This is a genomic window from Delftia sp. BGA-UO-ETr-SB1, from assembly GCF_059567865.1.
Map to the genome: position 1 here is coordinate 1307606 of NZ_JCAQOW010000004.1, position 21853 is coordinate 1329458.

Annotated in this window: 23 protein-coding genes; 16 read left to right on the plus strand and 7 right to left on the minus strand. The window is 55.9% G+C overall.

The features are described from left to right. The first annotated feature begins 118 nt into the window (after nt 1-118). The 16 genes from AC57B5_RS06435 (at nt 119) to AC57B5_RS06510 (ending at nt 15325) form a co-directional block, all read left to right on the plus strand. A complete protein-coding gene (locus tag AC57B5_RS06435) occupies nt 119-907 on the plus strand; it encodes a DsbC family protein (RefSeq protein WP_496399036.1) in 789 nt (262 codons plus the stop codon). Continuing rightward, nucleotides 904-1782 (plus strand): hypothetical protein, encoded by an 879-nt coding sequence (locus AC57B5_RS06440; RefSeq protein ID WP_496399037.1) that lies wholly within the window; start codon nt 904-906, stop codon nt 1780-1782. The genes AC57B5_RS06435 and AC57B5_RS06440 overlap by 4 nt, the downstream gene beginning before the upstream one ends. 11 nt (nt 1783-1793) lie before the next feature. Beyond that, a complete protein-coding gene (locus AC57B5_RS06445; RefSeq protein WP_496399038.1) occupies nt 1794-2330 on the plus strand; it encodes a lytic transglycosylase domain-containing protein in 537 nt (178 codons plus the stop codon). A 14-nt stretch (nt 2331-2344) separates the two neighbouring features. After that, nucleotides 2345-2560 (plus strand): hypothetical protein, encoded by a 216-nt coding sequence (locus AC57B5_RS06450; protein ID WP_338500762.1) that lies wholly within the window; start codon nt 2345-2347, stop codon nt 2558-2560. An 11-nt stretch (nt 2561-2571) separates the two neighbouring features. Then, a complete protein-coding gene (locus AC57B5_RS06455; RefSeq protein ID WP_496399039.1) occupies nt 2572-3387 on the plus strand; it encodes a TcpQ domain-containing protein in 816 nt (271 codons plus the stop codon). After that, entirely contained in the window at nt 3377-5110 is a 1734-nt protein-coding gene (locus AC57B5_RS06460) for a secretin GspD/PilQ domain-containing protein (protein ID WP_496399040.1), read from the plus strand. Before AC57B5_RS06455 ends, AC57B5_RS06460 begins: the two co-directional genes overlap by 11 nt. After that, complete coding sequence (locus AC57B5_RS06465) at nt 5103-5735, plus strand: hypothetical protein (protein WP_496399041.1); 633 nt, start codon at nt 5103-5105, stop codon at nt 5733-5735. Before AC57B5_RS06460 ends, AC57B5_RS06465 begins: the two co-directional genes overlap by 8 nt. Next, entirely contained in the window at nt 5671-7140 is a 1470-nt protein-coding gene (locus tag AC57B5_RS06470; protein WP_496399042.1) for a hypothetical protein, read from the plus strand. Before AC57B5_RS06465 ends, AC57B5_RS06470 begins: the two co-directional genes overlap by 65 nt. 8 nt (nt 7141-7148) lie before the next feature. Then, nucleotides 7149-8957, plus strand: coding sequence for a GspE/PulE family protein (locus tag AC57B5_RS06475; RefSeq protein ID WP_496399043.1), 1809 nt, complete (start codon nt 7149-7151; stop codon nt 8955-8957). After that, entirely contained in the window at nt 8957-10042 is a 1086-nt protein-coding gene (locus AC57B5_RS06480; protein WP_496399044.1) for a type II secretion system F family protein, read from the plus strand. The genes AC57B5_RS06475 and AC57B5_RS06480 overlap by 1 nt, the downstream gene beginning before the upstream one ends. An 18-nt stretch (nt 10043-10060) precedes the next feature. Beyond that, nucleotides 10061-10648 carry a type IV pilus modification PilV family protein gene (locus tag AC57B5_RS06485; RefSeq protein ID WP_496399045.1) on the plus strand — a complete coding sequence of 196 codons (588 nt, stop codon included), beginning with the start codon at nt 10061-10063 and terminating at the stop codon, nt 10646-10648. 115 nt (nt 10649-10763) lie between these two features. Then, nucleotides 10764-11894, plus strand: a complete 1131-nt coding sequence (locus AC57B5_RS06490) for a hypothetical protein (RefSeq protein WP_496399046.1) — start codon at nt 10764-10766, stop codon at nt 11892-11894. Between the two features lies 1 nt (nt 11895). Continuing rightward, the gene (locus AC57B5_RS06495; protein ID WP_496399047.1) at nt 11896-12906 is read left to right on the plus strand and encodes an ATPase, T2SS/T4P/T4SS family; all 1011 of its coding nucleotides are present in this window, start codon (nt 11896-11898) and stop codon (nt 12904-12906) included. A gap of 13 nt (nt 12907-12919) precedes the next feature. Then, a complete protein-coding gene (locus AC57B5_RS06500) occupies nt 12920-13357 on the plus strand; it encodes a hypothetical protein (protein ID WP_043792099.1) in 438 nt (145 codons plus the stop codon). A gap of 10 nt (nt 13358-13367) precedes the next feature. Continuing rightward, the gene (locus AC57B5_RS06505; protein ID WP_082254774.1) at nt 13368-14075 is read left to right on the plus strand and encodes a hypothetical protein; all 708 of its coding nucleotides are present in this window, start codon (nt 13368-13370) and stop codon (nt 14073-14075) included. 8 nt (nt 14076-14083) lie between these two features. Continuing rightward, entirely contained in the window at nt 14084-15325 is a 1242-nt protein-coding gene (locus tag AC57B5_RS06510) for a type IV pilus twitching motility protein PilT (protein WP_496399048.1), read from the plus strand. A gap of 102 nt (nt 15326-15427) precedes the next feature. On the opposite strand, the gene AC57B5_RS06515 is transcribed toward AC57B5_RS06510, so the two are convergent. The 7 genes from AC57B5_RS06515 to AC57B5_RS06545 form a co-directional block, all read right to left on the minus strand. Next, on the minus strand, nt 15428-16324 hold the full coding sequence (locus AC57B5_RS06515; protein ID WP_496399049.1) for a hypothetical protein: 897 nt from the start codon (nt 16322-16324) through the stop codon (nt 15428-15430). Nucleotides 16325-16552: 228 nt separating this feature from the next. Beyond that, nucleotides 16553-18940, minus strand: coding sequence for a DEAD/DEAH box helicase family protein (locus AC57B5_RS06520; RefSeq protein ID WP_496399050.1), 2388 nt, complete (start codon nt 18938-18940; stop codon nt 16553-16555). A gap of 116 nt (nt 18941-19056) precedes the next feature. Continuing rightward, the gene (locus AC57B5_RS06525; protein ID WP_496399051.1) at nt 19057-19659 is read right to left on the minus strand and encodes a hypothetical protein; all 603 of its coding nucleotides are present in this window, start codon (nt 19657-19659) and stop codon (nt 19057-19059) included. A gap of 65 nt (nt 19660-19724) precedes the next feature. After that, on the minus strand, nt 19725-19979 hold the full coding sequence (locus tag AC57B5_RS06530) for a hypothetical protein (RefSeq protein WP_496399052.1): 255 nt from the start codon (nt 19977-19979) through the stop codon (nt 19725-19727). Then, nucleotides 19972-20463: a hypothetical protein gene (locus AC57B5_RS06535; protein ID WP_496399053.1), complete on the minus strand. Its 492-nt coding sequence runs from the start codon at nt 20461-20463 to the stop codon at nt 19972-19974. The genes AC57B5_RS06530 and AC57B5_RS06535 overlap by 8 nt, the downstream gene beginning before the upstream one ends. 86 nt (nt 20464-20549) lie before the next feature. After that, nucleotides 20550-21494 carry a hypothetical protein gene (locus AC57B5_RS06540; protein ID WP_496399054.1) on the minus strand — a complete coding sequence of 315 codons (945 nt, stop codon included), beginning with the start codon at nt 21492-21494 and terminating at the stop codon, nt 20550-20552. Nucleotides 21495-21563: 69 nt separating this feature from the next. Continuing rightward, entirely contained in the window at nt 21564-21851 is a 288-nt protein-coding gene (locus AC57B5_RS06545; RefSeq protein WP_496399055.1) for a hypothetical protein, read from the minus strand. Nucleotides 21852-21853 lie beyond the last annotated feature (2 nt).

A 21853-nucleotide genomic window follows, 5' to 3' on the forward strand; every position in this document is an offset into this window, starting at 1 on the left:
CACCTCGACGCGCCAAATTCTAGATCAAATAAAACATAAAAAGTCAAGCGTAAAACGTGCGGTATGTATCGAACGTTTTACGCTGGAGTGTCCGAGGAGGGCTGCATACAGTGCGCCCATGCCTACCCACCCCCCTCGTTTTTCGTGCGCAAGTCTGGTACGCACGGCCCTGCCCGCTGCTGTTGCAGCGGCCTTCCTCACAGTCTGCACAACGTCTTTCGCTGAGGGTGTCTCAGAAAAAGTAGCAGGACAGTTGAGGGCAGCGATTTCTGCCAATACCGGCAACTCGGTCCGAGTTGACGAGATCAGCCCCACGCCAATTAAAGGCATCTACGAGGTGCTTTCGGAGGGGGAAGTATTTTACGCCGATGAAACAGGTCGTTACAGTTTCATAGGAGGATCACTGATGGATTTGAAGCAGCGCGTGGACCTCACCGCACGGGTCCAGGACAAGCGGATGGCCATACCGTTCGATCAGCTGCCGTTCAAACATGCGATCAAGGAAGTACATGGCAATGGCAGCCGGTCGATGGCAGTTTTTGAAGATCCAAACTGCCCAATCTGCAGGGTGTTCACGAAGTTCGTAGACCAGATCGATGACGTGACGGTCTACAGGTTCATGCTCCCGGTCATCAGCCCGCAAAGTCAGAGTCTCGCGCGCATGGCCTGGTGCTCTCCTGACCGTGCCGGGGTTTGGAAGGCGATGATGGACGGCGCCAGGCCCAAATTGCCCGAGGCATGCAATGTCGATGGCCTGGTCGAAATCCTCCGAACTGGGGAGCGCTACCAGATCAACAACACCCCCACCGTGGTCCTTGCCAGCGGCAAGCGGCTTGTTGGCGCCACCCCTCCCGAGCAATTCCTGGAAGAGCTCGAAAAAGGCGGACGTGTTGGGGGGCGCAAATGAAGCTGTTGAGATTTGTCGCGGACTGGCGCAAACGGTCTCCGCTCACGCTCGCCCTAGCCCCGGTAGTAGCGCTTGCGGCCATCGTCAGTGCGGCTGACATCGTCACAGCGATTCAGAACTCGCCGAATGCGAGCCCATGGCTGAAGCAGAACGCCCAGGCGGTCGCCAATCTCGCGATCAACGTCGAAAGCCGCGGAGATACCAACGCATACAACGGCAGTTGCTGCTATGGCGTCCTGCAGATGAATCAGGAAAACATTGCCAAATATGCGCGTGTGCCTCCTGAAAAATACCGGCAACAAAGCCTTCAGCAACAGATTGATGCGTGGTCGGCTCTGACAACAGAAGCCATGAAGTCCAGTGTCGTTAGAGATCTACTGGCTCTGGGTACGTTCGATGGCCGACCCGTGGATGGAAACCTGGTGCTGGCCTGCGTACAGCTTGGTATTGGCAACTGCCGAAGGATGATCACGTCAGGCCGTTGCTCTGGATTCGCAGACAGCAACGGGACCACGATCTGTGGCATGGCTGACCGGATGGCCGGCGGTACAGGGCCATCGCCTGGTGGTAGCGGGGGCGGTATCAAACCTGGAACTGGTGGAAGCGGTGGTGGTTGGAAGCCCATCACTGAAGTGCCGGTCGCCCCGAGCATGGAAGAAGGGTTTCGCCAGGCCTCGGGCCAGAGCATGGGCAACGTCCGCAAGACCATCCTCACAATCGGCATCGGTGCAACTGCGCTGATTGTGGGCTCGGCCTTGCTGGGAATATGGCGCCGCTACGCGAAGGGTGGCTTGGCCGTCGACCAGTTTTCACGCCATGCTTTGCAAGCCGGGCTCCTCCTTGCATTCATCGCGATTGCGATGACCGTCGCATGAGCCGGCTCCGAATGATCAAGCTGGCAGCAGCAATCGGGGTCGCCACCCTGGTCGGCTCAGCGGCGCATGCAAGCACGCTCGACTGCCTGCGAGGCAACAAGACCAACGCCGATTGCCGGCGGATGCTCGAGAACTACTGGCAGCACGAACGCGCTATCACCGCCGTAGCGATCCACTACGGTCTGGAGCCCGCGTTGCTCAAGGCACTCGTCGCCGTCGAGAGCAAATACAACGCCCAGGCACGCTCCCCAGCCAATGCCCGAGGCCTGGCGCAGGTCCTGCCTGACACCGCGCGAGGTGTTGGGCTGCAGGACGCCGAGAGCAACCTCTACAGCCCCGTGCTGGGCCTTGCCGCCGGGGCCGCGTACCTACGAAAGATGTGGTTCGAGTTTAGGGACTGGCCCCTGGCCCTGGCTGCATACAACGCCGGCCCTGGCGCCGTGCGCAAGCACAAGGGCATCCCGCCCTATCGGGAAACACAGCAGTACGTGCCAAAGGTGCTCGCGCTGTACCGCGAGTTCGCCCTTGCAGAAGCAGCAATCCGCTGAACGTTGGAAAAAAGATGTTCAAAGGCAGCACACGCCCCCTCACCAAGAGCGAAGTCCAGCGAATGGGCTTCGCCGATGACGCGCGTCAGCGCAAGCGACAGCACCGTCGAGCAGCAAAGCGGCTGCTCAAAAGCGGTGGCTTTTTCAACGGCAACAGCATGCGCGGCACAACCTTCCACGCCGTGGCCATGTGGCACTTGGCCCAGGCCCGTGTGCTTGCGCAGCGCTGAGGCAACCAGGAATGAAGATGAAAAAACACATGCTCGGTGCATGCGCCACGGCCGTGGCCATGTCCGTTTCTTGGCCTGTGCTGGCCAACGGCCCAGCTGGCGGCAACGACTCGCGCGAAGCGCTGCTGCAAGCCCAGGTGGCTATTTCATGGCGCGCCCGGGTGTCCGAGTTCGGCCAGCTGATCGCACAGCGCATGGGCGTGCCATATCTCGAAATCTGTCCCACCGATCCGCAGCAATTGGTGCATGTCGAACAGGGCGACACAGCGAGCATCAGCGATGCCCTGCGCACGGTGAACCTGCAGCTGCAGCCTGGCCAGGTACTGGAGCTGGCCAGCACCGCGGCAGGCCTGCGGCTTGAGCTCGCCAGGACGAGCCCTCTGAGCCCGACCTCGTCGCCATGGGCCGGCGCCGGCGCAGCTGCGCCGTCAAGCACCGCCGGTTGCGATCAGGCCGGTGCCCAGGAACTGGCCGCGCGCCAGAGCCGTGCTGCCGCCTCGGTCCAGATCACTTCCTCTGCAGCTGGCGCACAGGTGGCCACGCAGCGCTACGTGCTGCGCGAAGGTCAGCCAGTGCACGAGCAGCTGCAGGGCTGGGCCCAGGCCGCAGGCTGGAAGCTCATCTGGTATCCGCGCGTGTCGTGGCAAGTCATTTCGAGCTCGGCCTTCAGCGACGACCTCGATGTCGCTGCAGCTGTAGAGGCCGTGGTCACGATCCTTCGGGCCGAGGGCAAGCAGGTCCTGCTGACGGTGGCGGCCGCCAACCAGGTCATGGAAGTCACGTCCACGGACATCACTGCAGAAAGCAAAGACGGCAATGAAGAATAAGCACCTCCCCCAGCGCCTGACATGTCTCGCCACGGCGATCAGCGTGCTGCTTCTGCACGGCTGCACGACGATCCAGGAAGCCGAGAAGAACACGAAAGCGGCCAACGACCAGGCCCGCCGACTGTTGACAGAACGCACCCAGATCGCCGCTCCTGCAGGCGTCACGCGCCTAGCAGTACCGCGCATCGCAGGCAAGGAAATCCGGCTGCACAAGAGCCAGTCGTTGCCGGCAGTTTTCGAGAGCGAAATCGCCTACGCCACACATGGCTCGCAAAAGCTCAGCGAGGTTCTGGAAGAGCTCGGCACGCGCATCGGCATCCCGATCGCAGCAACTGAAATCGTAGGCGCGCCGGGTGCAGACCTGGGCCAGCAGGGGCAGGCCCAGTCTGCCGGCACCCGGGGCATCAATGGCTTCACGCAGGTCGAGCACAACGGATCGGTGAAGGCCTTGCTCAACGACCTGGCCCAGCGCAACCAAGCATCGTGGCGCTACGCGAGCTCGCGCAACGTGATCGAGTTTTTCCGCTTCGAGACCCGCACGTATGACATGAACATCCCTGGCGGCGCCAAGGCGCTGGCGGCATCGATCAGCCTGTCTGCCACCGGCTCGAGTTCAAGCGGTGGAGACAGTGGCACCGGTGGTAGCTCGGGCAGTGCCGGAGGCAACAGCGGCACGGTGTCGGTCACACAGAACCAGCTGATTGACCCTTGGACATCGATCATGAGCTCGGTTCAGGCCATCCTGGGAATCCAGCCAGGAACTGCATCTCAGTCGCGCGGCGCGAATAGCAGTGCAGGTGCTTCGGCAGCCAGCGGCTCAGCTGGCGGAATTGGCGGTTCAGCAGGGTCCAGTGCCGGATCATCGAACTCCAGGCTGGCCGTGGCTGGCCAGGACGGTTTTGCCGCAGCTACACCGGAGCTCGGGATCGTGACGGTCACAGCGAGGCCGCACAGCTTGCAGCGCATCAGCACCCTACTGAATTCGATCAACGCGCGCTACGCACGCAACGTGATGATCGACCTCACCGTCTACAACGTCACGCTGGCCAAGGAGCAGGCCGCAGGCCTGTCGATGGACATGGTCTACAAGCAGCTCAATGGCAATGGCGTGAGCCTCGGCGGGACGAGCCCGATCCAGCCGTCCACCGGGCAGCCCGGGCGATTCACGGTCAGCTTCGCCGACGCCAATTCCCGGCTCAACGGGACCAAGATCATTGCCGAGGCACTCAATACGGTCGGCAGCGTGGCGCTGTTCAAGAAGGGCCAATTCCTGGCCATCAACGGCCAGCCGTCTCCCTTCCAGGTCGTTCAAGACAGGATCTTTACCGCCACGCGCCAGACCTCTCTAACTGCAAACGTTGGCGCCCAGACCACCGAGCAAAAAAGCCGTATCACCACGGGCCTGACGGCCAACGTGGTGCCGCTGATCCTGGGTGACAACCGCATCCTGCTGCAGTACCAATTCGAGCTTTCGTCAGTCACAAACATGAACCCTGAAGTGGTTAACGGCGTGACCACGTATTCACCGGATGTGGCACGGCAGAGCATGCAGCAGCAGGCCTTCGTCAAGGACGGCGACGCCCTGGTGCTGTTCGGGTTCGACAGCGGCAGCGAGGAAGTCAACGACCAACTGTCGATCGCGGGCGCGAGCAAGCGCGGCCGCGGCGATCGAACGATGTCGGTGATCGTGATGCAGGTGTATGGAGGTCAGAAAAATGGCTAAGCAACGCAATGCCCCCAAGGGCAAGTTCATCGTCGCAGGCCTTCTGGCCACTGCACTGGTCGTCCTCGCAGGCGCCGGCCTGGCCCAGGAGAAAACGCCGGCCGACATGGCGGCCGAGAACGAAGTGCAGCTGCAGCTGCTTCAGCAGCAGCGGCAGATCCGCGACATGCTGGGCACGGACCCGATCGTGGGCAGCCTCCCGACGGTCGTGTCGGTGATCATTCTCGATGGAAAGAGGACTGCCCGCCTGGCCCTGGCCAACGGCGCAGTGCTGACGTTCACCGAGGGGGACGAGATAGCGGAGCGCATGACGCTGGCCAGCGTCGCACCGCGCAAGGTCCAGGTCCGGATTGAGCCCCTGCCCAACGCCAAGAGCAAGAAGCCAGTGCCCATGACGCTGGCGTTCAAGGCCGCCAGTTCGCCGGGCGGCGCGGCTGCGCCAGGAATGTCATGGCCAGGCCAAGGAGCAGCGGCCGGCATGCCGGCGGCGCCGCTGGCCATGCCTGCAGGACTGGTCCAGGCGCAGCCCGCCCTGCCCTCACCAGGATCGGCCATCTGGAATGGCCCAACGCCCAATCAAATGCCTGCACACGCCGGCCAGGCGCCTGCACAAAGCAATCAGTGAGGCGCCACAGATGCTAAAGCGCGCGTTCAAAAAAGCCAGGACTGAGCCAACTCTTTCCGCAAGTGATATTGCACAGGATTCCGGCTCGCCTTCTGGCTTTGATCAGAGCTCAACTCAGATATGGAAAATCGATGGCTACAGGTTGGCTCTCGGTTTAACTTGGACCGAGGCAGATAGTCTGAAAACGGCAAAACGCTTTGTTGGAAAAAACAATGCCTATTTGACTTTGAGTGTCAGTGGTCAGCTGAACGTGGCCAAAGGCACTTCGCAGATGGCAGGCTGCTATGCGGGAGCAGCGCTTGTGGCCAAGCTTTTGGACAATGCCCTTGTCTTTCAGAAAATTGCAGAAGAGACATTCTGGATATGCCTGATCAAGGACGGTGTACCTCAGCCTACGTTCGATCGTATCGTCTATGACGCCGAAGAGGCAAAGCAGGCGTACTCGACTGCAGCCGAATACATTCCACACGATGGAGTGATTGTCGGAGATACAATCAACGCCAGATATACCATCCAAAAGATCATAGAGGCCGCAAAAGACCTCAAATCTGAGGAATTGCAGCAATGTCGACTGCGGAAAAATGGTCTGGATATAAGAAAGATTTTTGCAGCGACCATCCTTCTGACAGTCGCTGCCGCAGGCTCGTATTTCATAGCGACCCAGCGAGAGAACCTGCGCAATGAAGAGCGTCGAATGGCCGCTCTGAAAGCGTTGCTCCAAAGTCAACAAGAAAAGCGAGCCCAGGAGCAACGAATAGCCAATCTGATTCAACAATACCAAGAAAAAATTGCATCAGAGCAACGAAACTTCGGTCTGCAAGAAGTCGCACTGTCGCAATGGCATGAGTGCGAGCAAGTACGAAAGTCGCTGCCATACACTTCGATGGGCTACAAGCCGGCGATTCTGAAATGCGATTTCCAAGCGAAGAAAGCAACCATTGAATGGTCCCCCGCAAATTCCCATACACGCATTGCGGACCGCACAAAGCTCCCAGGAATCCTTGATCCACTGAACACTGAAGGCCCTATCGTCTCGGATTTTCCGATTGGCAGAAGTGCAGTACACGGGAATCCGGCCCAGAAAGTAGATCCAAGAGTCGTGAAGATGGAGATTCTGGATTGGGCATCCCATAATCTCAAGAATCTCAAATTCTCGCAGGAAGAAGAAGTCACCTTGCGCCCGCCTTCTGAAATCAAAGGCCTGGCCGGCGTTAGCGAATACAGGTTAGGAAGAAAAATCCAGCTGCAGCTGAACACTGCCAGTAGCAGCGATCTCTTGAGCATGCATTGGGCCGTGGAAATCCTGAATAAATATCCCATTAATTTCGAACGAGTGATTTGGAGCAATCCCACAGCGGTGGGCGCGCAGGTTAGCGCCTTCACAACGCTCTATATCCTGGAATAGGTCAAAAAATGGAACTCGGTATCACATTGAGAATGCCCGGGCGACGGGGCGAGAAACATCAAGATCAGCATGCGAAAGCCAAGGAAGCGCTCCAGCAGAAATTGAAGGACCACAACGAAAAGCGTGCAGTGCTTGAGAGATACGCTGTTTCTGACGTAGCGGCAGTTCCTGATGGTGAGTATATCAATCTTCATAAACTCACTCACCCCCTGGGTGAACAGCATCTGGAGCACTTCGCGGCCATCCAGAGCGACATGCTTTTCGAGCAGAAAATTGTCGGCTTCGCCCTCAATCAGCCACTCGCAGACTCCAAGAGCGCTAAAAGCCATCGTACCTATTTGCTGATGACTCCTGACATGTATCTGCAAAGCAGGGGCATGTTGGACGTTGCCCAGCGTCTGAAGGCAGACAACTATCTAAATATCTATCCATTGATCTCCACTTGGGAAATCATACGGGCGGTACACCACAACAACGCACGCGAAATCAGCAGCTCGGATTCCGAACAAACGTCAACACAGACGCGCGTGCGGCAAATGCTATTAGACGCTGCAAAATCAGGCGCATCAGATATTCATATCGAAGCACGCGAGAACAAGGCCGAAGTCTTGCTCCGTATTGATGGTCGTCGCTACAAAATGGGAGACATCTCTTTGGCTACTGCTGAAGACTATGGTTCGGTGCTCTTCAATTTTGAATCTACAGACATCGCCCGAAAAGGATCTTGGACCAAGCGAGAAATCAAGGACACCAATTTTGACGTGTGGGATGACCCTACAAAGAAAAACAAGCGCCTATTGACAGTGCGGTTCCACTCAACTGCCATCCATCCAGATAAATTCCAGTTGGTTTTGCGTCTGCTCAGACCTGCCAACGTGGAGGGCGGCTTCAAGAGGCTAAGCGAAGTTGGGTACTCCGACGCTCAGCGCGAGCAGGTCGAAAGAATGCTGATCGGTGGCTCGGGCCTGGTCGTATTTGTCGGACCGACTAACTCGGGGAAGTCATCCTCACTGCAGAGCTGCATCCAGCAGCTCTACGAGAACCGTGGACCAAATATCAAGGTATGCACGATTGAATCTCCGGTGGAGTACGAGATTCCTAACGCATGCCAGATGCCCGCAACGAAGGATACGTTCAACGAACTTTTGGAAGCCACATTACGGCAGGACCCCGACGTGGTCATGGTCGGAGAAATCCGGGAGAGTCAGGCTGCAAAGACCGTCAAGAATCTGGTGCTGGCAGGCCACAAGATTCTGTCTTCCATCCACGGTTACTCGGCGATGGCTGCATTCTCTCGTCTTGAGCAGCTGGGTGTGGATATTGACCTGATGACTATGCCTGGATTCGTTTCCGGTTTCGTATATCAAAGGCTATTGCCCATTGTTTGCCCCGAATGTTCATTGCCACTTGATCTTGCTCGTGCGACCGGCATGATCAATGAAGGTCTTTTTAATCGCTTGACCTCAGTAAGTGACGATAAACACAATATTCGCTTCATCAACGAAGGCAGATATTTTATCAACGCAGAGAACAAGTTAGATACAGGATGCAAATGTGAAACATGCAATGGCACAGGTATCCTCGGAAGAACACCCATTGCAGAAATAATAATTCCCGATGAGAAGCTCTTAGGCTTCATCAAGAAAAAGGATGAAGCAGGAGCGCGTGATTACTGGCTCACCACGCTGGGTGAAAAAGTGGAATATGGCCTCGGAGTTTCTGCACTTTCTCACGCGATTCAAAAAATGCGGCAGGGCCTCGTAGATCCGCGCGATGTTGAGCACAGTATTGGGATGCTCAGAAGGGACGGATTCTGATGAAGAATATCAAAAGAATTCTGTTCCAAATCCGCCTCACCACGGATATCAGGGCCAAGCTATACGGCGCGCTCGCTTCCATGACAGGGCCTGCCGGTGGAATACCCCTCGGCGCAGCGCTCTCAGAGATGGAAGCAGAGTACCGCAAGCAAAAACATTTTCTCCATCCGTTGCTTCAGGAAGTGATGCGAAGGATGAAGGGCGGCGGAAGCAAAAGAGTCTCTCTTGAAGGGAGAGAGACTCAAACCCTGAAGCTCGGAGACGTGTTATTGGGATTGGTCCCGAATAATGAGGCCATGATTATTCGCAGTGGCGAAGAACAGGGAAATATCTCCTTGGGTTTGCTTCAAGCTGCAAAGTATGCGCGCAGTCAGTCCGAGATCATCAAAATCATTCGGTCTGGAGTGTCGCGCGTGCTGTGGTATGCGCTCATGATGTCCGTCATTTATTACTATTTCTCTCTTGAGATTATCCCGCAAATGGAGCAGGCCGCTCCAAGGCATCGATGGACACAGGCCGCACAGAGTTTTGGATTTGTGGCAGATCACATCATTGCTTTCATTATTGGCTTCTTTTTATTTATTGCTTTCATTTATTGGGCGTTCAACTATCTCAAGAAAAATTTGACCGGCCCCGTGCGCAATTTCTTGGATAGAAACATCTGGCCATTTACCACAGTTCGTTTGCTGAATTCATCTGCGACATTGGGAAGCCTGAGCGGATTTCTCAGAACGGGTGTTCCGTTTAGAACAGCCGTGAATTCGATCTCCGAGGGCGCAGACAGATACATGGTGAGCAAGCTGGATCATATCAAGCGACTCACGCAGCAAGGAAAGCCGCCTCACGTTTCATTGACCTCATGCAACTTATTTCCAGAGGAGAACGCATGGATTATTAGTCTTTATGGAAGAACTAGCGATTTCGGGCAATCCCTGGATCACATCGCCAACGAGTTCTCTGAAATCTCGATCGAAAAAGCCAAAACAACCGCCATGGTGGCGGACATCTTGGGAACACTTGCTATTGCAGGATCAATCTTGTGGATCGCCGTGACCATGTACGGCATCGTCGGCACTCTCAAATAAATTTCACAGGCAACATATATGACCATTCACAGCACCACTTTCAAACCGCGCGCCTTTCAAGCAAAGCACCAACGCGGCATGTCCATGATCGAAATGGCAGCATGGACACTTTTGGCGGGTATCGTGGCCGCCATCGTGCTCAATTCACTGGGCGTGCTCAAGGGGGGCATCAATGCCGGCAACATGGGCGAGAAGGCGCTCTATCTGGCAATGGATATTCAAAAGCACTGGCATCGGGCGAACGACTACTCCAGTGTCACGGCCGCAGAAGTGGACAAGCTCGGCATTGTCAAAAACCCCATCAAGTTCGACGCTGGTCAGCTGTACGACGGCTACGGCAATCAGATGGCCCTCAACGGTTCGCGCATCACGTTCGCAATGACGTTGGGTGGTACCGCAGCGCCCATGGACAAGGACGACTGCGCGAACCTGGTGGCCCGCTTGGAGCCGGTGGCCATGTCCATCCGCGTGGGCGCTTCTGCAGCGGCAAACGCCGGCGTCATCTCGGGGGGCAACCTCTACAAGAACGGAGCCACCTTGGATCAAACGGGCCTGACGACGGGTTGCGCCGAGGCAGGAACCAAGATCGCCATCCAGGCCCGCTGAGCACCTACGACAGAGAAGCACGATGCAAATGAGGACGACACCCCCCAGAGCCCTGCTCCACCTGGTCGCCCAGGCCTGCGCTACCGCGACCCTGGGCCTCAGTACCAGCTATGCCTTGGCAGATGCTGTCTTTGTGACACCGGGCTCTCTGTCGGGCTACACCTACTATCCACCAGTTAAGGCAGGCGGTGGAAGCGGCTCCGGCAATGCCAGCGGCCGCGTGGAGACACTGCAGAAGTGCTACGTGGCCATCAAATCGCCGGATGTGAGCTTCACGCTGCAGGCCCCGGAGTTCTACGGGCTGGAGCACATCCGGCTCTACTACAAAGCGGCTGGCGGCAATGGCGGCACAGGGACGAACGGAGGCGGTGGCGGTTCCACCGCCATCATTCTGAATGGCAGCACGGCGGTCATCGCCCCAGGGGGCAACGGTGGCCAGGAAGCTCCGGTGACGAAGGGAGACTTCCAGGTGGCGCCCGGTGACAGCGTGCGCATCGTCACTGGGGGCGGTGGCGGCTCGGGATGGCCGGGAGTTTCAGGTGGCGGTGGTGGTGCTGGCTGGCGCGGCGGTGGAGCGGGCTCCAGCTATGCCCCTGGCCAAGGCGGCAGCGCGATGCCAGGTGCAGGCGGAGGCGGCGCAAATCCTGGCACTTCCGGCAGCGGCCACAACGGCGGGGTCAGCACATATCCTGATGGAAACAGCGCACCTATTGGAGATACGACGCGCAGCCCGGCATTTTGGCAACGGCCTATTCATCAATGGGCAGAAAGCACGCCGGAATCAATGCGCCCTGCAAAGTGGTGGATGTATCTGGATGCACGGATTCCAGCAACACCTACACGCTCGGGCTCCAATGGATTGTCATTTCCTTTGGATATGAATGCTGAGGCCAATGACAGCATGGTTCCTGGCTTTGGAGGTGCTTGGGGACGTGCTGGATCTCCTGCCCCACGCACCACTTGGGGCGGCAGCTGGGGCTATGAAGAAAGGCTAAATAGCATAGCGGTACAAGCATCCAACGACCAGCTGACAGTACCAAAATGTGGCGGCTACAACTGCTCTTTCGTAACGAACTACTACCAACTCTCGCATGTGGGAAATTATGGTGACCCAACAGAATTTCAACTGACTCGAAAGCCGACTCTCAGATCGTATGAGTACGGGAGTGACTACGAAGAAAAATCCAATTTGCCCGGACAAGTCGTTTTTATGTATAGCGCCGTAGAGTGCAGTCTCCTGAAATAAAATGAACATTGACGCCGTCACCGCACCAGACCTGAGCAGCCTCATAGGAGGCATTTCCGACCTTGGCGTATGCCTCACTGCACCTGAGAAAAGCATTCAATTTCCGGGCCCCCTGCAACTCGATCCATTGCTTCGAGACTACGCTATCAGTCTCGCAAAGTGTTTCAAGGAGCTGAACCTTGAAGACGGCACTGTTTCGTTCCAGGGCAATAATTGGCGTGGTCACTTGGACTCAAGTGTTGTGGACGGAACTTGGATTCGCTTCAGAAAAATGCAATCAAGTGCGCCCACACTGGAGAGCTTGCCCACCAAGCTCTCTGAAGCGTCACAGCGATTCCTTCTTGATCAACGACATTCATCAGGGGGGCTCATACTCATCTGTGGGCCGACAGGCAGCGGTAAAAGCACTACCGCTGCCGCCACTGTCGTATCCAGACTGATTGAATTCAGTGGATATGCTCACACAGTTGAAGAGCCAGTAGAACACCCGCTCAATGGTTGGCATGGACTAGGATATTGCACTCAAACCCAAGTTAAAGAGAACGGAAGCGGCTGCTGGGAAAAGGCACTTCAGGGTGTTTTGCGATCGCAAGCCGTTGGCACTCCATCCATGCTATTTATTGGCGAGATTCGTGAAGACGGAGCAGCAAGAGAGGCCTTGCGCGCAGCAGGAAACGGTTTTCTCGTCATAACGACCAGCTTTGCCTCTGATGTAGCCACAGCCGTCCAAAGCTTTAGCGACAGAATTGAGAAGGGACAAATAGAGATGTTCTCTCAGTTGCTACGCGGCTTGCTGTTTCAGCGCCTGGAAAACAAACTTCTCCAAGTTCAGCTCTTAGAGAAAACATTGGTCGTACAGCAGCGTATTTCTCAGGGCAACTACTCAGGAATTAATGAAGAGGCGCAACGACAGGCGAATGCGCGACTGTATGCGTCTACACCTCCAACGATTGCAGCAGTTTCAGGCGGTAGAACAGTCACTGGCTCCATCGGCGGTTTTCGTTTACCTTGACTGCGAGTGATGAATGTGGATCTTCGTATACATTGCATTCTTTTTGGCTGCAATATTCAGCTATGCGTCCTCGCAGGGTGATTCCGGCGCCACAGAAATAAAGATAAGCGCGAGTGAAGAAATAAAGCAGTACAAAGCATTCATGACCGCTGCTGATCATTATTTTTCTGATAGTGACAGAATCGCTCTGAAGAGACTTTACTGGCGAGACATCAAGGTGAGCGCCCCTTCTGGCATGAACACAGCTGATATGCGCTCTTCCTGGTATGTAATCAAAGGCGAAGACGGTGCGTGGTCTGCTTGTACTGACATCAGCGAGGAAGCCCTGGCAAACATTGCTCAACTGTTTCCCGACGCAGAATCAGGACCGAAGATTCAGAAAAGAGAGAATTACTATGCCGTCGGAGATCAAGAAATCGCAGAGTCCGCCACTTTACTGTGCAGTATGTAGGAAAGACAAAATGAAAAACCAACACAGAGGTGTAGCGCTGATCGAGATAGCTGTTGGATTGACGCTGCTTTCAATCATTCTGCTGGCAAGTTTTAGCTTATTATCAAAGGGCAACGAAGTAACTAAGGCAAAGTCCATATCGAGCGACTGGACGCAATTCGCAATAGCTGCTGATGCACATTTCAACTCCAACAGAACGGCTTACATAGCAGCCATGACGGACGGAACAGATGCGGACAAGCTATGCAAGGTCAATGTGAACAGTGTGACCGGAGAAGGTGGAACCATCACATATGACCCGACTTTGCACAGATGCGCTGTGGATAGCAGCATGCTTAAATACCATGCTGCCTTGCCAGCGACGGCAAGTGATCTCAATCCGTACAGAGAGCGGTGGGTTGCTATATTCAAACTCGTATATGACCGTGACGATCCTCCTAAACCCACAGGTGGGGTGGAAAGCTTTATCGTCTCTGCGACAGTCGATGGATCTGCCCCTATCGTCCTGGCTGATCCCAAGCTGTATGACAGCGCCTTGACAGCATCAGGATACACGCAAGGAAATGGTGGAGTCGTCCCAGATGCAGATCGGTCAACCTGTATCGCATCGCGTGCACAGAATCGATATGAATCTTGTGGCGCGGGTTGGAAAATCAATTTGCCTGACTTCCTTACATCAGCTGAGGTCCAGGCATTTGCAAATCGGTTGAGCAAATAGGCGGAAATATGCAAGAAAATTCATTTGTTGAGCTTGATAACTTCACGGATCTGATAAACAAGATTTTCAATACCAATGACTCGGCCCTGTACACTGATGTGTATATTCAGCCCGAACAGCCTGTCAGATTGAGAATTACCAGCAATCAATGGGCTGACTTTGAAATAAGCAGCGATGGTGCAGCACCTCGAAAGCTCGTCTACACCGCCGGCGATCTCAACAAACTGATCACCAATCTCTTCTCCAAAAGGGAACAGACTCCGCAATCAGGGGGGAAATGGAATGATCTGCTTGAGAAGAACAACGGATGTCTTCATCCGATGATTACCCTGGATGCTCCAGGAAAAACCGAAGGCGAGGTAATACCATTTCGCGTTAGGTGCACGCTGCAACAGCAAGATATGGGGGGAATCGGTTTGATGCTGCGGTGTCTGCGTCCGGTAGCGGAGACGTTGAGCGAACTGGGTCTTCCGGAGACACTCTCCAGTATATGCAATGCACGCAGTGGCCTGGTTCTGGTAACTGGCCGCACTGGTGCAGGAAAGAGCACGAGCATTGCAGCAATGCTCAACCAGATTAACAAGCAACGCTCATCCAACATCGTCATCATTGAAGAGCCCATTGAATTTATCTACAAGGCTCGGATGTCGCGGTTTACCTACCGAGAGGTAGGAAACGATGTAGACAGTTATGCCAACGCAGTTGAACAAGCGCTACGGTATGTTCCGGACGTTCTGAGCATCGGTGAGATCCGCGACGCAGAGACTATGAAGGCTGCCGTGCGCGCCGGTGAATCGGGTCACCTGGTGTTCGGCACTATCCACGCCGCCAATGCCATGGGCGCAATCCGAAAAGCGCTGGGCTTTCTCGATACGCAGGGCGAAAAGCTGTCTTTTGCGACCAATGTAGTGGGAGTTCTGGCACAAGCTTTACTGCCAACGACAAACTCGCACGCGAAATCGTTGGCTTTTGAAATCATGGATTTCACAGCAAAACAGAATGGTGTCACTTTGCTGGCGGAAACAGTTGAGAAAATGCTGTCGCCTCAAAGTGATGGCACAGAACTTCAAAGCTTTGAAAAAGATTTTCTTAGTCAGCAAAGAAGAATAGGTGTTGGCAGCTCTCCGTTTGCGCAGAGTTTGAAATATCTTATGAAGCACAAAAAGATTGATATATCCAGTGCACTTTCCCTAGTTCATGATGCGGCAAGCATAAAGGAGTTGAGAGATATTCACAACCATTCTGAATGAGTCATTATATCCATATTATAGTCAGTGTAAATATAAATTGCAAAGCACCTTTAACATTCAAGTAATTCATTAAACAACCACATCATATAAATTTAATGTGCATTATTTATCTTGATTTGTGTTTCCGACGACACCTTTACCTTGATTCATCTGTAGTGCTGAAAACACCTTGATTAATTCTGTAACAGGACTATCTTCAGAGATTTTTAGCTTCTCAAGCGACTCCGTTGTCTCGCCTGTTTTTAGTTTGCCAGAAAAATCTTCTTGAACCAGTGATGCTGCTATAAAAATATCTTCTGCTCTGACTGCTTCTTTGTCTAGGATTCGAATTGCCGCAAGAAAATTAGAGCGCTTCAAATAAAGACTATAAAACCATTTATAATCTTCCACAAGAGACCTATATTGTCTCAACAGAAACCATGCAATTGCTTCCACAAATATCAGCACACCCGTGGGGCGCAAAACTTTTGCCAAATAAACGTTTAGATTTTCATCGCTTTTCGTCTCTGGCAGAGTTATATAGAAAATAGCCACGCCAACAAAAGCAAGTATGACACCAACAAAAACTAGGAATGTTGCTCTGGAAAATATTTCGTCTGCACTTTTCCGCGCAGCTTGTACTTCTTTTTCAAACTGTACAACAGGCGAAAGATTCCCCAAATCTCTCTCGGGCTGATTTTTTGAATTTTCTGCAGTTATATCGGATACATTATTATTACCCTCAAGAAAAAGAGTTCTAATTCCCGCATATGCAGCCAAGACCAAACCTAGCCACAGTATAACTATATCGTATTTAATTCTTAAGATTGGCTTGGATTCATCTATCCACGGCTCGTCCGTTATGTTATTGTAGCCTATTTCCATAGGCACCAAGACACTAACAAACTTACTAGCTTGGTACTCATAAATGTCTTTTTTAGAATCTTTAGTATATGAAACTATATTCATAGCCCTTTCTTTAGCAGATTTATAATTCGCTGATGAGAGGGCTTGATGCACCGTGTCATCTCTAGTAATAAACGGCGCTATTTCCAGGACAAATGCAAGAAACAAAAGGATTGCTAATGATCTCGAAATTAACCGTGCCGTAGACGGCTTCAAATTGAGCGAGGGTGTGATAATTCGAATTAATGTTGACATATAAAATAAAGCAATTGGCAACAATATTATACTAATACAATGATACAAAGCCCCATCAGATCCAACCTGATGGGGCTTTGGCTATTGCTAGGTTGAGAGCAACTCTCTGGCTAGGGCCACTTCGATGCTCTCGCCCTCATTGTCATTGAGCACGTCCAAGCCACACTCGGGCATGTCGCCCGAGGTGGACTGAGACACTGTGATCTTCTTGGCCATGAGCCGCAGGCAATCCATCTGGCTCGTGCCGGCATAGCCCAGGAAGATCACGCGCACGTCGAGCTTTTGGCCGATGCGCCATGAGCGCCTGGCCGCCTGCATCATCGTGTAGACATTGAAGCCGGACTGCATGAAAACGATGGTCGGAAATTCCAGGAGATCCAGGCCAGTCTTCACGAGCTCAGGGTTGGTGATGACCACATCGACGCCGCGATCGACCTGGTCAGCCACCCAGTCCTCTCGCTTCGATGCGTCCACGCTGGCGCGCAGCACAGCGACCTTGAAGCCTCGGGCTTCCAGGTGCATGCGCAGCCTGGCGGTAGTGTCGCGTGTGCCCGTGTAGATGGAATAGACCAGCACCTTGCGGCCCTGTGCTTTCTCTTCCAAACACAGCTCGATCAGCTTTTGCTCTTTGGGTGTGCACTCGGTTTCCGAGAAGACCGGCGCCTGCAGGTGAAGCAGTGCCTTGGTCCTGGGATGCCTGACGGTCTCGGTCCTGAAGCAGCATTCTGGCCATGCCAGCAGCACGTTCATGACCACGCCCAGCAGCGTGCTGTCTTTCATGGCCAGGGCCTGTTTGAGCATCTGCACGAGGTTGAGCGCCATAGCCTGGTAGGCCTCGGCCTGGTCCTCCTGCATCTGCACGTCGATGAAGGACTCGGCATAGCCCGGGAGCACCTTCTGGCCGATGTCGCGCAGCTTCAGGAAGACCGTGATGGGCAGCACATATCGCATGATGCCCACCGGGCCGAAGCCCGGGGCCTTGGATGTGCGCACCGTGAGTTGCTTGCCCTTGGCCGTGCGGTGGGAGGTCGATGCCGACTCCTTGTACACGTCCTTGAGCACGCCGTGCGTTCGCATGAAACCCATCGTCGCCGCAGCCATGGAGCCATTCTTGGACGGTTTGAATCCGTCCTCGATCAGCGCGGCGGGGTTGATCCGCCACAGGAGATGGAAGAGGTCGTCTGCATAGCCGCCCATGAGCGTTCCTGTCAGCAGAAGCACTTTCGAGCACTGGCTGGCCAGCACACCCATGGCCTGCCCCTGGGCCGAGCCCTCGTTCTTGTACTCATGGCCCTCATCTACCACCAGCAGCCCAAAGTAGTCCTTGGGCAGATAGCGCTTGATGAACTCGGTGGGCTGATAGCCCCCCTGCCCTATCGAGAACTCGAAGTTGGCAAGCCGGCGCTCCATGCGCTTTGCCTGTCGGTCGGAAAACACCAGGTCGCCGTTCTCGTCCATCAAGTTCACGAACTCGTAGACGTTGTCCTCAAGCATGGCCGCCAAAGTCTTCTCGCCGAAGGTCTTGAGCAGACGCTTGGCCGCTACCGGCCCGATGGTCGGCAGCTGCTGCAGCGCGTCGAGCACCAGGTCGTACATGGACTGGATGGGCTTCCCGCTACGGATGAGCGTCCACAGCGTGGAGCTGCAGCTGTCGCACTTTCGCCGGCGCTCGCTCAGCAGCTGCTTGGCCAGGGGGGCCGACAGCGGCAGCGTCTCGCCCTCCTCGCCTTTGGATTCGAGCGGCCGCATGCAGTTGGGACAGCACGCCGCAGAGAACACCTGGCCCTCAATCAGCAGCTTGCGTTCGACGAACGCCGGCCGCCAATGAAAACCCATGCGCATGCGCACGCGACCCAGGACGAAGAACTCCGGCTGGCTGGATTCCAGGCCCAGGCGCGAACGCAGGGCCAGCAGCTTGCGCAGCGTGTCCGGGCCGTTGAGCACCCACACGCGCGCACCAGGCACGGTCTCCAGGATCTCACGCCGCCACTTGTAGACCAGGTGGGGCGGCGAGATGATCAGTGTCCGAGGATTGCGCTGCTGCAGGCGCTGCAGCAGCACGGCGGTGCAGATGGCCATCATGGTCTTGCCCGTGCCCATCTCTGCGTTCAGCACGGCCGCGGGCTCACCCCGGTCGGCCAACAGCTTGACGATGGCCTGCACGGCCTCCGACTGCGCGGCGAACGGCTTGCGTTTGAGCCCCTGCAGGATCTGCTGGCGTTCCTGCCAGACGCTTGTTTGGCTGTCTCGCTCAGGCATGTAGACAGGCGGGTGCTGGGCCCGCACTTGGTCAAGCAGGCCCTGGCCAAACTCGCGGATGAAATCGCCCAGCGGGATGGTCTCGCTGATCACTTCGGCCAGGAAGTCCTCGCCCTCGATCTGGCCGAATTCGCCCGTAGCATCCGATGCTGCAACAGGTGCAACGGTAGTTGTGTCCTGCTCCAGGACGGGTGTGGGGGGTGTGGAAACTTCCATGATTTGCTCCAAAAAATAAGGGCGCGCCGCTGAAGAACAGCGGTGCGCCCTGGTAGGTGGTTGAGAAGGCGGGCCCGAGGCCTGGCGCGATGCCAGGTAGGGCTCACAAGGATGGTTCAGGCGACGAGCAGACGCTCGCGGACGCCGGCACTGACGTGCCGGATGAAGTGGTCGGTGATGCTCACGCGCAGCGCTCGCAGTTCACCAATGCGGGGATAGAGACCTTGGCCGAGCTCGTGCACAGCGCCTTTGTCTTGACACCATGCCAGCAGCGGCTGCTGCCAGGCGTCGAGCAAGGCGATGGGCGCCAGTTCCTTGACAAGGCTCCACACACGCGCCTCGATGTCACCAGTGGTGGCCAGCACCCAGCCGATGCGATTTGCCTTGTCCAGCGCACGCAGGCGTTTGTCGTAGAGCCACAGGTGGCTCAGCGGCCCGAACAGGTTCTGGCGTGGCAACCGGCCGCTGAACTTGGCCAGGCGGTCGGTAGGCCCGAGGTCCACCAGCTGACGCTTGCCGCCGGCGCCGACCAGGCTGAAGCGGCTGATGCCGGCTTCAGCCTGGCTGCCGAGCTCGGCGGCCGCGATGAACTGCATGGCAGAGGCATCGCGGCCGTAGAAAGACAGGAACATGAGCTCGCCTTCGTCGTTGCGCAGGCACGCGTCAACCCAGAGATCCGCGTAGCCTTCGATACGGTAGAGGCTGCGATGAGGTGTCAAAAGATGCTCCAAAGAAGACGGAGCAGCCCCATGCGGGGCGTGCCCCACATGGGTTGAAGGTTGGATCAGTGAGCGTTTGGCACCCACAGCCACGCCGCGACAAAGGTGCCCTCTTGCGAGGGCGCCACAAGCGGAAGCGTGTCAATCAGGCAGGTCTCAGAACAATAGATCTCACGCGCCCGAGCGATGGCCACTGCGCAGTCCAATCGCCATTGGTTCTGGTCCTGCAGGGATCTGTCCAGGGCGCAGACGGCCTGGGCCAAGTTGCCCTGCTCCCAGGTGTCAACGACGCCGCGCGCAGCAACTTCCATGTCATGCATGTGCGGTCTCCTTTCGTTCCTGCGCCGCATAGTGCATTTCCACGGCCAGCTTGATGGATTCGAGTTGGGCCAGGATCAGCGTGTGCTGTTCCCGGGCCACCTTCTCGGTGACACGCTTGGGGCTGGTCGAAAGGAAGAGGCGATTGAAGTCGCCATCGCCGTTGAAACCAATCACGTGGCGGCGAGAGTTTCCGGAGCAAAGGTGGACCGAGGCACGGGACTCCAAAGCGCCGCCGAGTCCCTTGAGGGTGCAGATGTCGAGCTCCCGGGCGCCGCCCAGGTCAACGATCGTGACAAATCTGTGGCCATCGCGTGTGGAGTGGTTGTGGTGAGTACGCATGAGATGCTCCTTCAAATTGGATTGAGAGAGCGAGCGCCGCCCTTGCGGGACGATGCCCGCAGGGGTGGTTGGAAAAATGCCTGGTCTTGCGACCGGCGCGCTTTCAAGGCTCAGCGCGCCTATAACCGTTTTTGAGTGGTTCAAACGGTTTTCCGCAGCGCACCCCTTGGCAAGCTCTGGAAAACCGGCTGTAGCCGGTTTTGGTTGAATTCAGCAGCGCTGAAAGGTGGTCAAGACGACCGTGTGCGCTCGAAGGCGATCACGTCCGCAGTAGAGAAGACCTGCACGAGCTCAGCGCGCGCCAGGGCTTCGAGATCCGGTGTTGGATCTGTGTCGCCCCAGGCCTCGGGATCGCAGTCGGTTGCATCATCGAGCTCCTTGCCCTCCGCGACGTGCATGAGCTCGCCATCGATGATGAAGATCGCTCCACGCGCATCCTTGAGGCCCGTGCCTTTTGGATGTCCGACCAGCAGCTCCATCACCGCGCATTCGTACTCCAGTGCACTCATGCGAGTGGTATCCACTGACGCCGAAAGTGCGAACTTGCTGCACGTCGATGGCTCTTCCTGCAGGTATGCCTCCAACTCTTCGGCGCTGAACCGCTGAATGAACTTTGGCGCAATGAGTGCCTTCAGATCAGCCTCCATCGAGGACCAGTCGCTGGCATCTCGCAAGCAAATGCCGTCGATGCTGGACTGGCTCTCGATGCAGCTGACCAGACCGCCGACCAGGATGTAGTCGAGGTGCCCAGGCACTTGCAAGGCAGTGCCGGCGGGATGCCGGATGAGCACCGCACGAACGAGACGGGCGAAGTCTGTGTAGGTTGGATCTCGATGTGGCTGCCGCTGCAGGAAGAAGTTGAGGATCTCCAGCTCATGCGACTCCACCTGGTCGGGAGTGCAACGCTGAAAGAGCTCTCGGGCATACAGAGCCTGCGTGCAAGACACAGCGTTTTCTTCGTCCCAGGCCGATGAATCGCAGCTGCCGCCATCCCTTACATCGTCTCCTGTCTCAAGGTAAATAAGCTCCCCCAGTACCAGCAAGATCGCACCGTACTGATCCAACTTCAGGGCACAGCCTTTGGGCTGCTTCACAAGAAGCTCGATCACGGATGTTTCCCATTGCTGGAACGACAAAACCGCTCCGGGAGCAGGCAGATGTGTAGTTTGGTTCATGGCTATCTCCATAGAAAATGGGACAGCCTCCCCCGAGGGCTGCTGCCCCGGGTGGGTGGATGAAAGGTGTCAGTGCAGCCTGCTGCCAGGCTGCCCCGAGAGGACCTGCAGGGACTGCAGGAGCTCGGTGGCCACAAGGTCGCGCGCACGAAGATCGGCGGCGGTCATGCGGTTGCCAAGATGGCAGAGGACGTTCTCCAACGATGCTTGCGCATCGCTGGCCAGGTCCAAGGTTTTCAGGATGTCCGGCACCAGTGCCGGCAGCGTTGCAAGCAGATCCAGCATCGATTCATCCAGGGCCGTAAGGCCATGGCGATCCAACGCTGCAATCTGCTTGAGGGTCTTGATCGCGGACATCA

What these genes read in the sequence shown, in the direction of transcription:
- AC57B5_RS06495 (WP_496399047.1), top strand. Translation starts at nt 11,896, where the DNA reads ATGAACATTGACGCCGTCACCGCACCAGACCTGAGCAGCCTCATAGGA.
- AC57B5_RS06450 (WP_338500762.1), top strand. Translation starts at nt 2,345, where the DNA reads ATGTTCAAAGGCAGCACACGCCCCCTCACCAAGAGCGAAGTCCAGCGA.
- AC57B5_RS06485 (WP_496399045.1), top strand. Translation starts at nt 10,061, where the DNA reads ATGACCATTCACAGCACCACTTTCAAACCGCGCGCCTTTCAAGCAAAG.
- AC57B5_RS06455 (WP_496399039.1), top strand. Translation starts at nt 2,572, where the DNA reads ATGAAGATGAAAAAACACATGCTCGGTGCATGCGCCACGGCCGTGGCC.
- AC57B5_RS06435 (WP_496399036.1), top strand. Translation starts at nt 119, where the DNA reads ATGCCTACCCACCCCCCTCGTTTTTCGTGCGCAAGTCTGGTACGCACG.
- AC57B5_RS06460 (WP_496399040.1), top strand. Translation starts at nt 3,377, where the DNA reads ATGAAGAATAAGCACCTCCCCCAGCGCCTGACATGTCTCGCCACGGCG.
- AC57B5_RS06510 (WP_496399048.1), top strand. Translation starts at nt 14,084, where the DNA reads ATGCAAGAAAATTCATTTGTTGAGCTTGATAACTTCACGGATCTGATA.
- AC57B5_RS06470 (WP_496399042.1), top strand. Translation starts at nt 5,671, where the DNA reads ATGGCCCAACGCCCAATCAAATGCCTGCACACGCCGGCCAGGCGCCTG.
- AC57B5_RS06500 (WP_043792099.1), top strand. Translation starts at nt 12,920, where the DNA reads ATGTGGATCTTCGTATACATTGCATTCTTTTTGGCTGCAATATTCAGC.
- AC57B5_RS06465 (WP_496399041.1), top strand. Translation starts at nt 5,103, where the DNA reads ATGGCTAAGCAACGCAATGCCCCCAAGGGCAAGTTCATCGTCGCAGGC.
- AC57B5_RS06505 (WP_082254774.1), top strand. Translation starts at nt 13,368, where the DNA reads ATGAAAAACCAACACAGAGGTGTAGCGCTGATCGAGATAGCTGTTGGA.
- AC57B5_RS06540 (WP_496399054.1), bottom strand. Translation starts at nt 21,494, where the DNA reads ATGAACCAAACTACACATCTGCCTGCTCCCGGAGCGGTTTTGTCGTTC.
- AC57B5_RS06520 (WP_496399050.1), bottom strand. Translation starts at nt 18,940, where the DNA reads ATGGAAGTTTCCACACCCCCCACACCCGTCCTGGAGCAGGACACAACT.
- AC57B5_RS06530 (WP_496399052.1), bottom strand. Translation starts at nt 19,979, where the DNA reads ATGCATGACATGGAAGTTGCTGCGCGCGGCGTCGTTGACACCTGGGAG.
- AC57B5_RS06440 (WP_496399037.1), top strand. Translation starts at nt 904, where the DNA reads ATGAAGCTGTTGAGATTTGTCGCGGACTGGCGCAAACGGTCTCCGCTC.
- AC57B5_RS06445 (WP_496399038.1), top strand. Translation starts at nt 1,794, where the DNA reads ATGATCAAGCTGGCAGCAGCAATCGGGGTCGCCACCCTGGTCGGCTCA.
- AC57B5_RS06480 (WP_496399044.1), top strand. Translation starts at nt 8,957, where the DNA reads ATGAAGAATATCAAAAGAATTCTGTTCCAAATCCGCCTCACCACGGAT.
- AC57B5_RS06545 (WP_496399055.1), bottom strand. Translation starts at nt 21,851, where the DNA reads ATGTCCGCGATCAAGACCCTCAAGCAGATTGCAGCGTTGGATCGCCAT.
- AC57B5_RS06475 (WP_496399043.1), top strand. Translation starts at nt 7,149, where the DNA reads ATGGAACTCGGTATCACATTGAGAATGCCCGGGCGACGGGGCGAGAAA.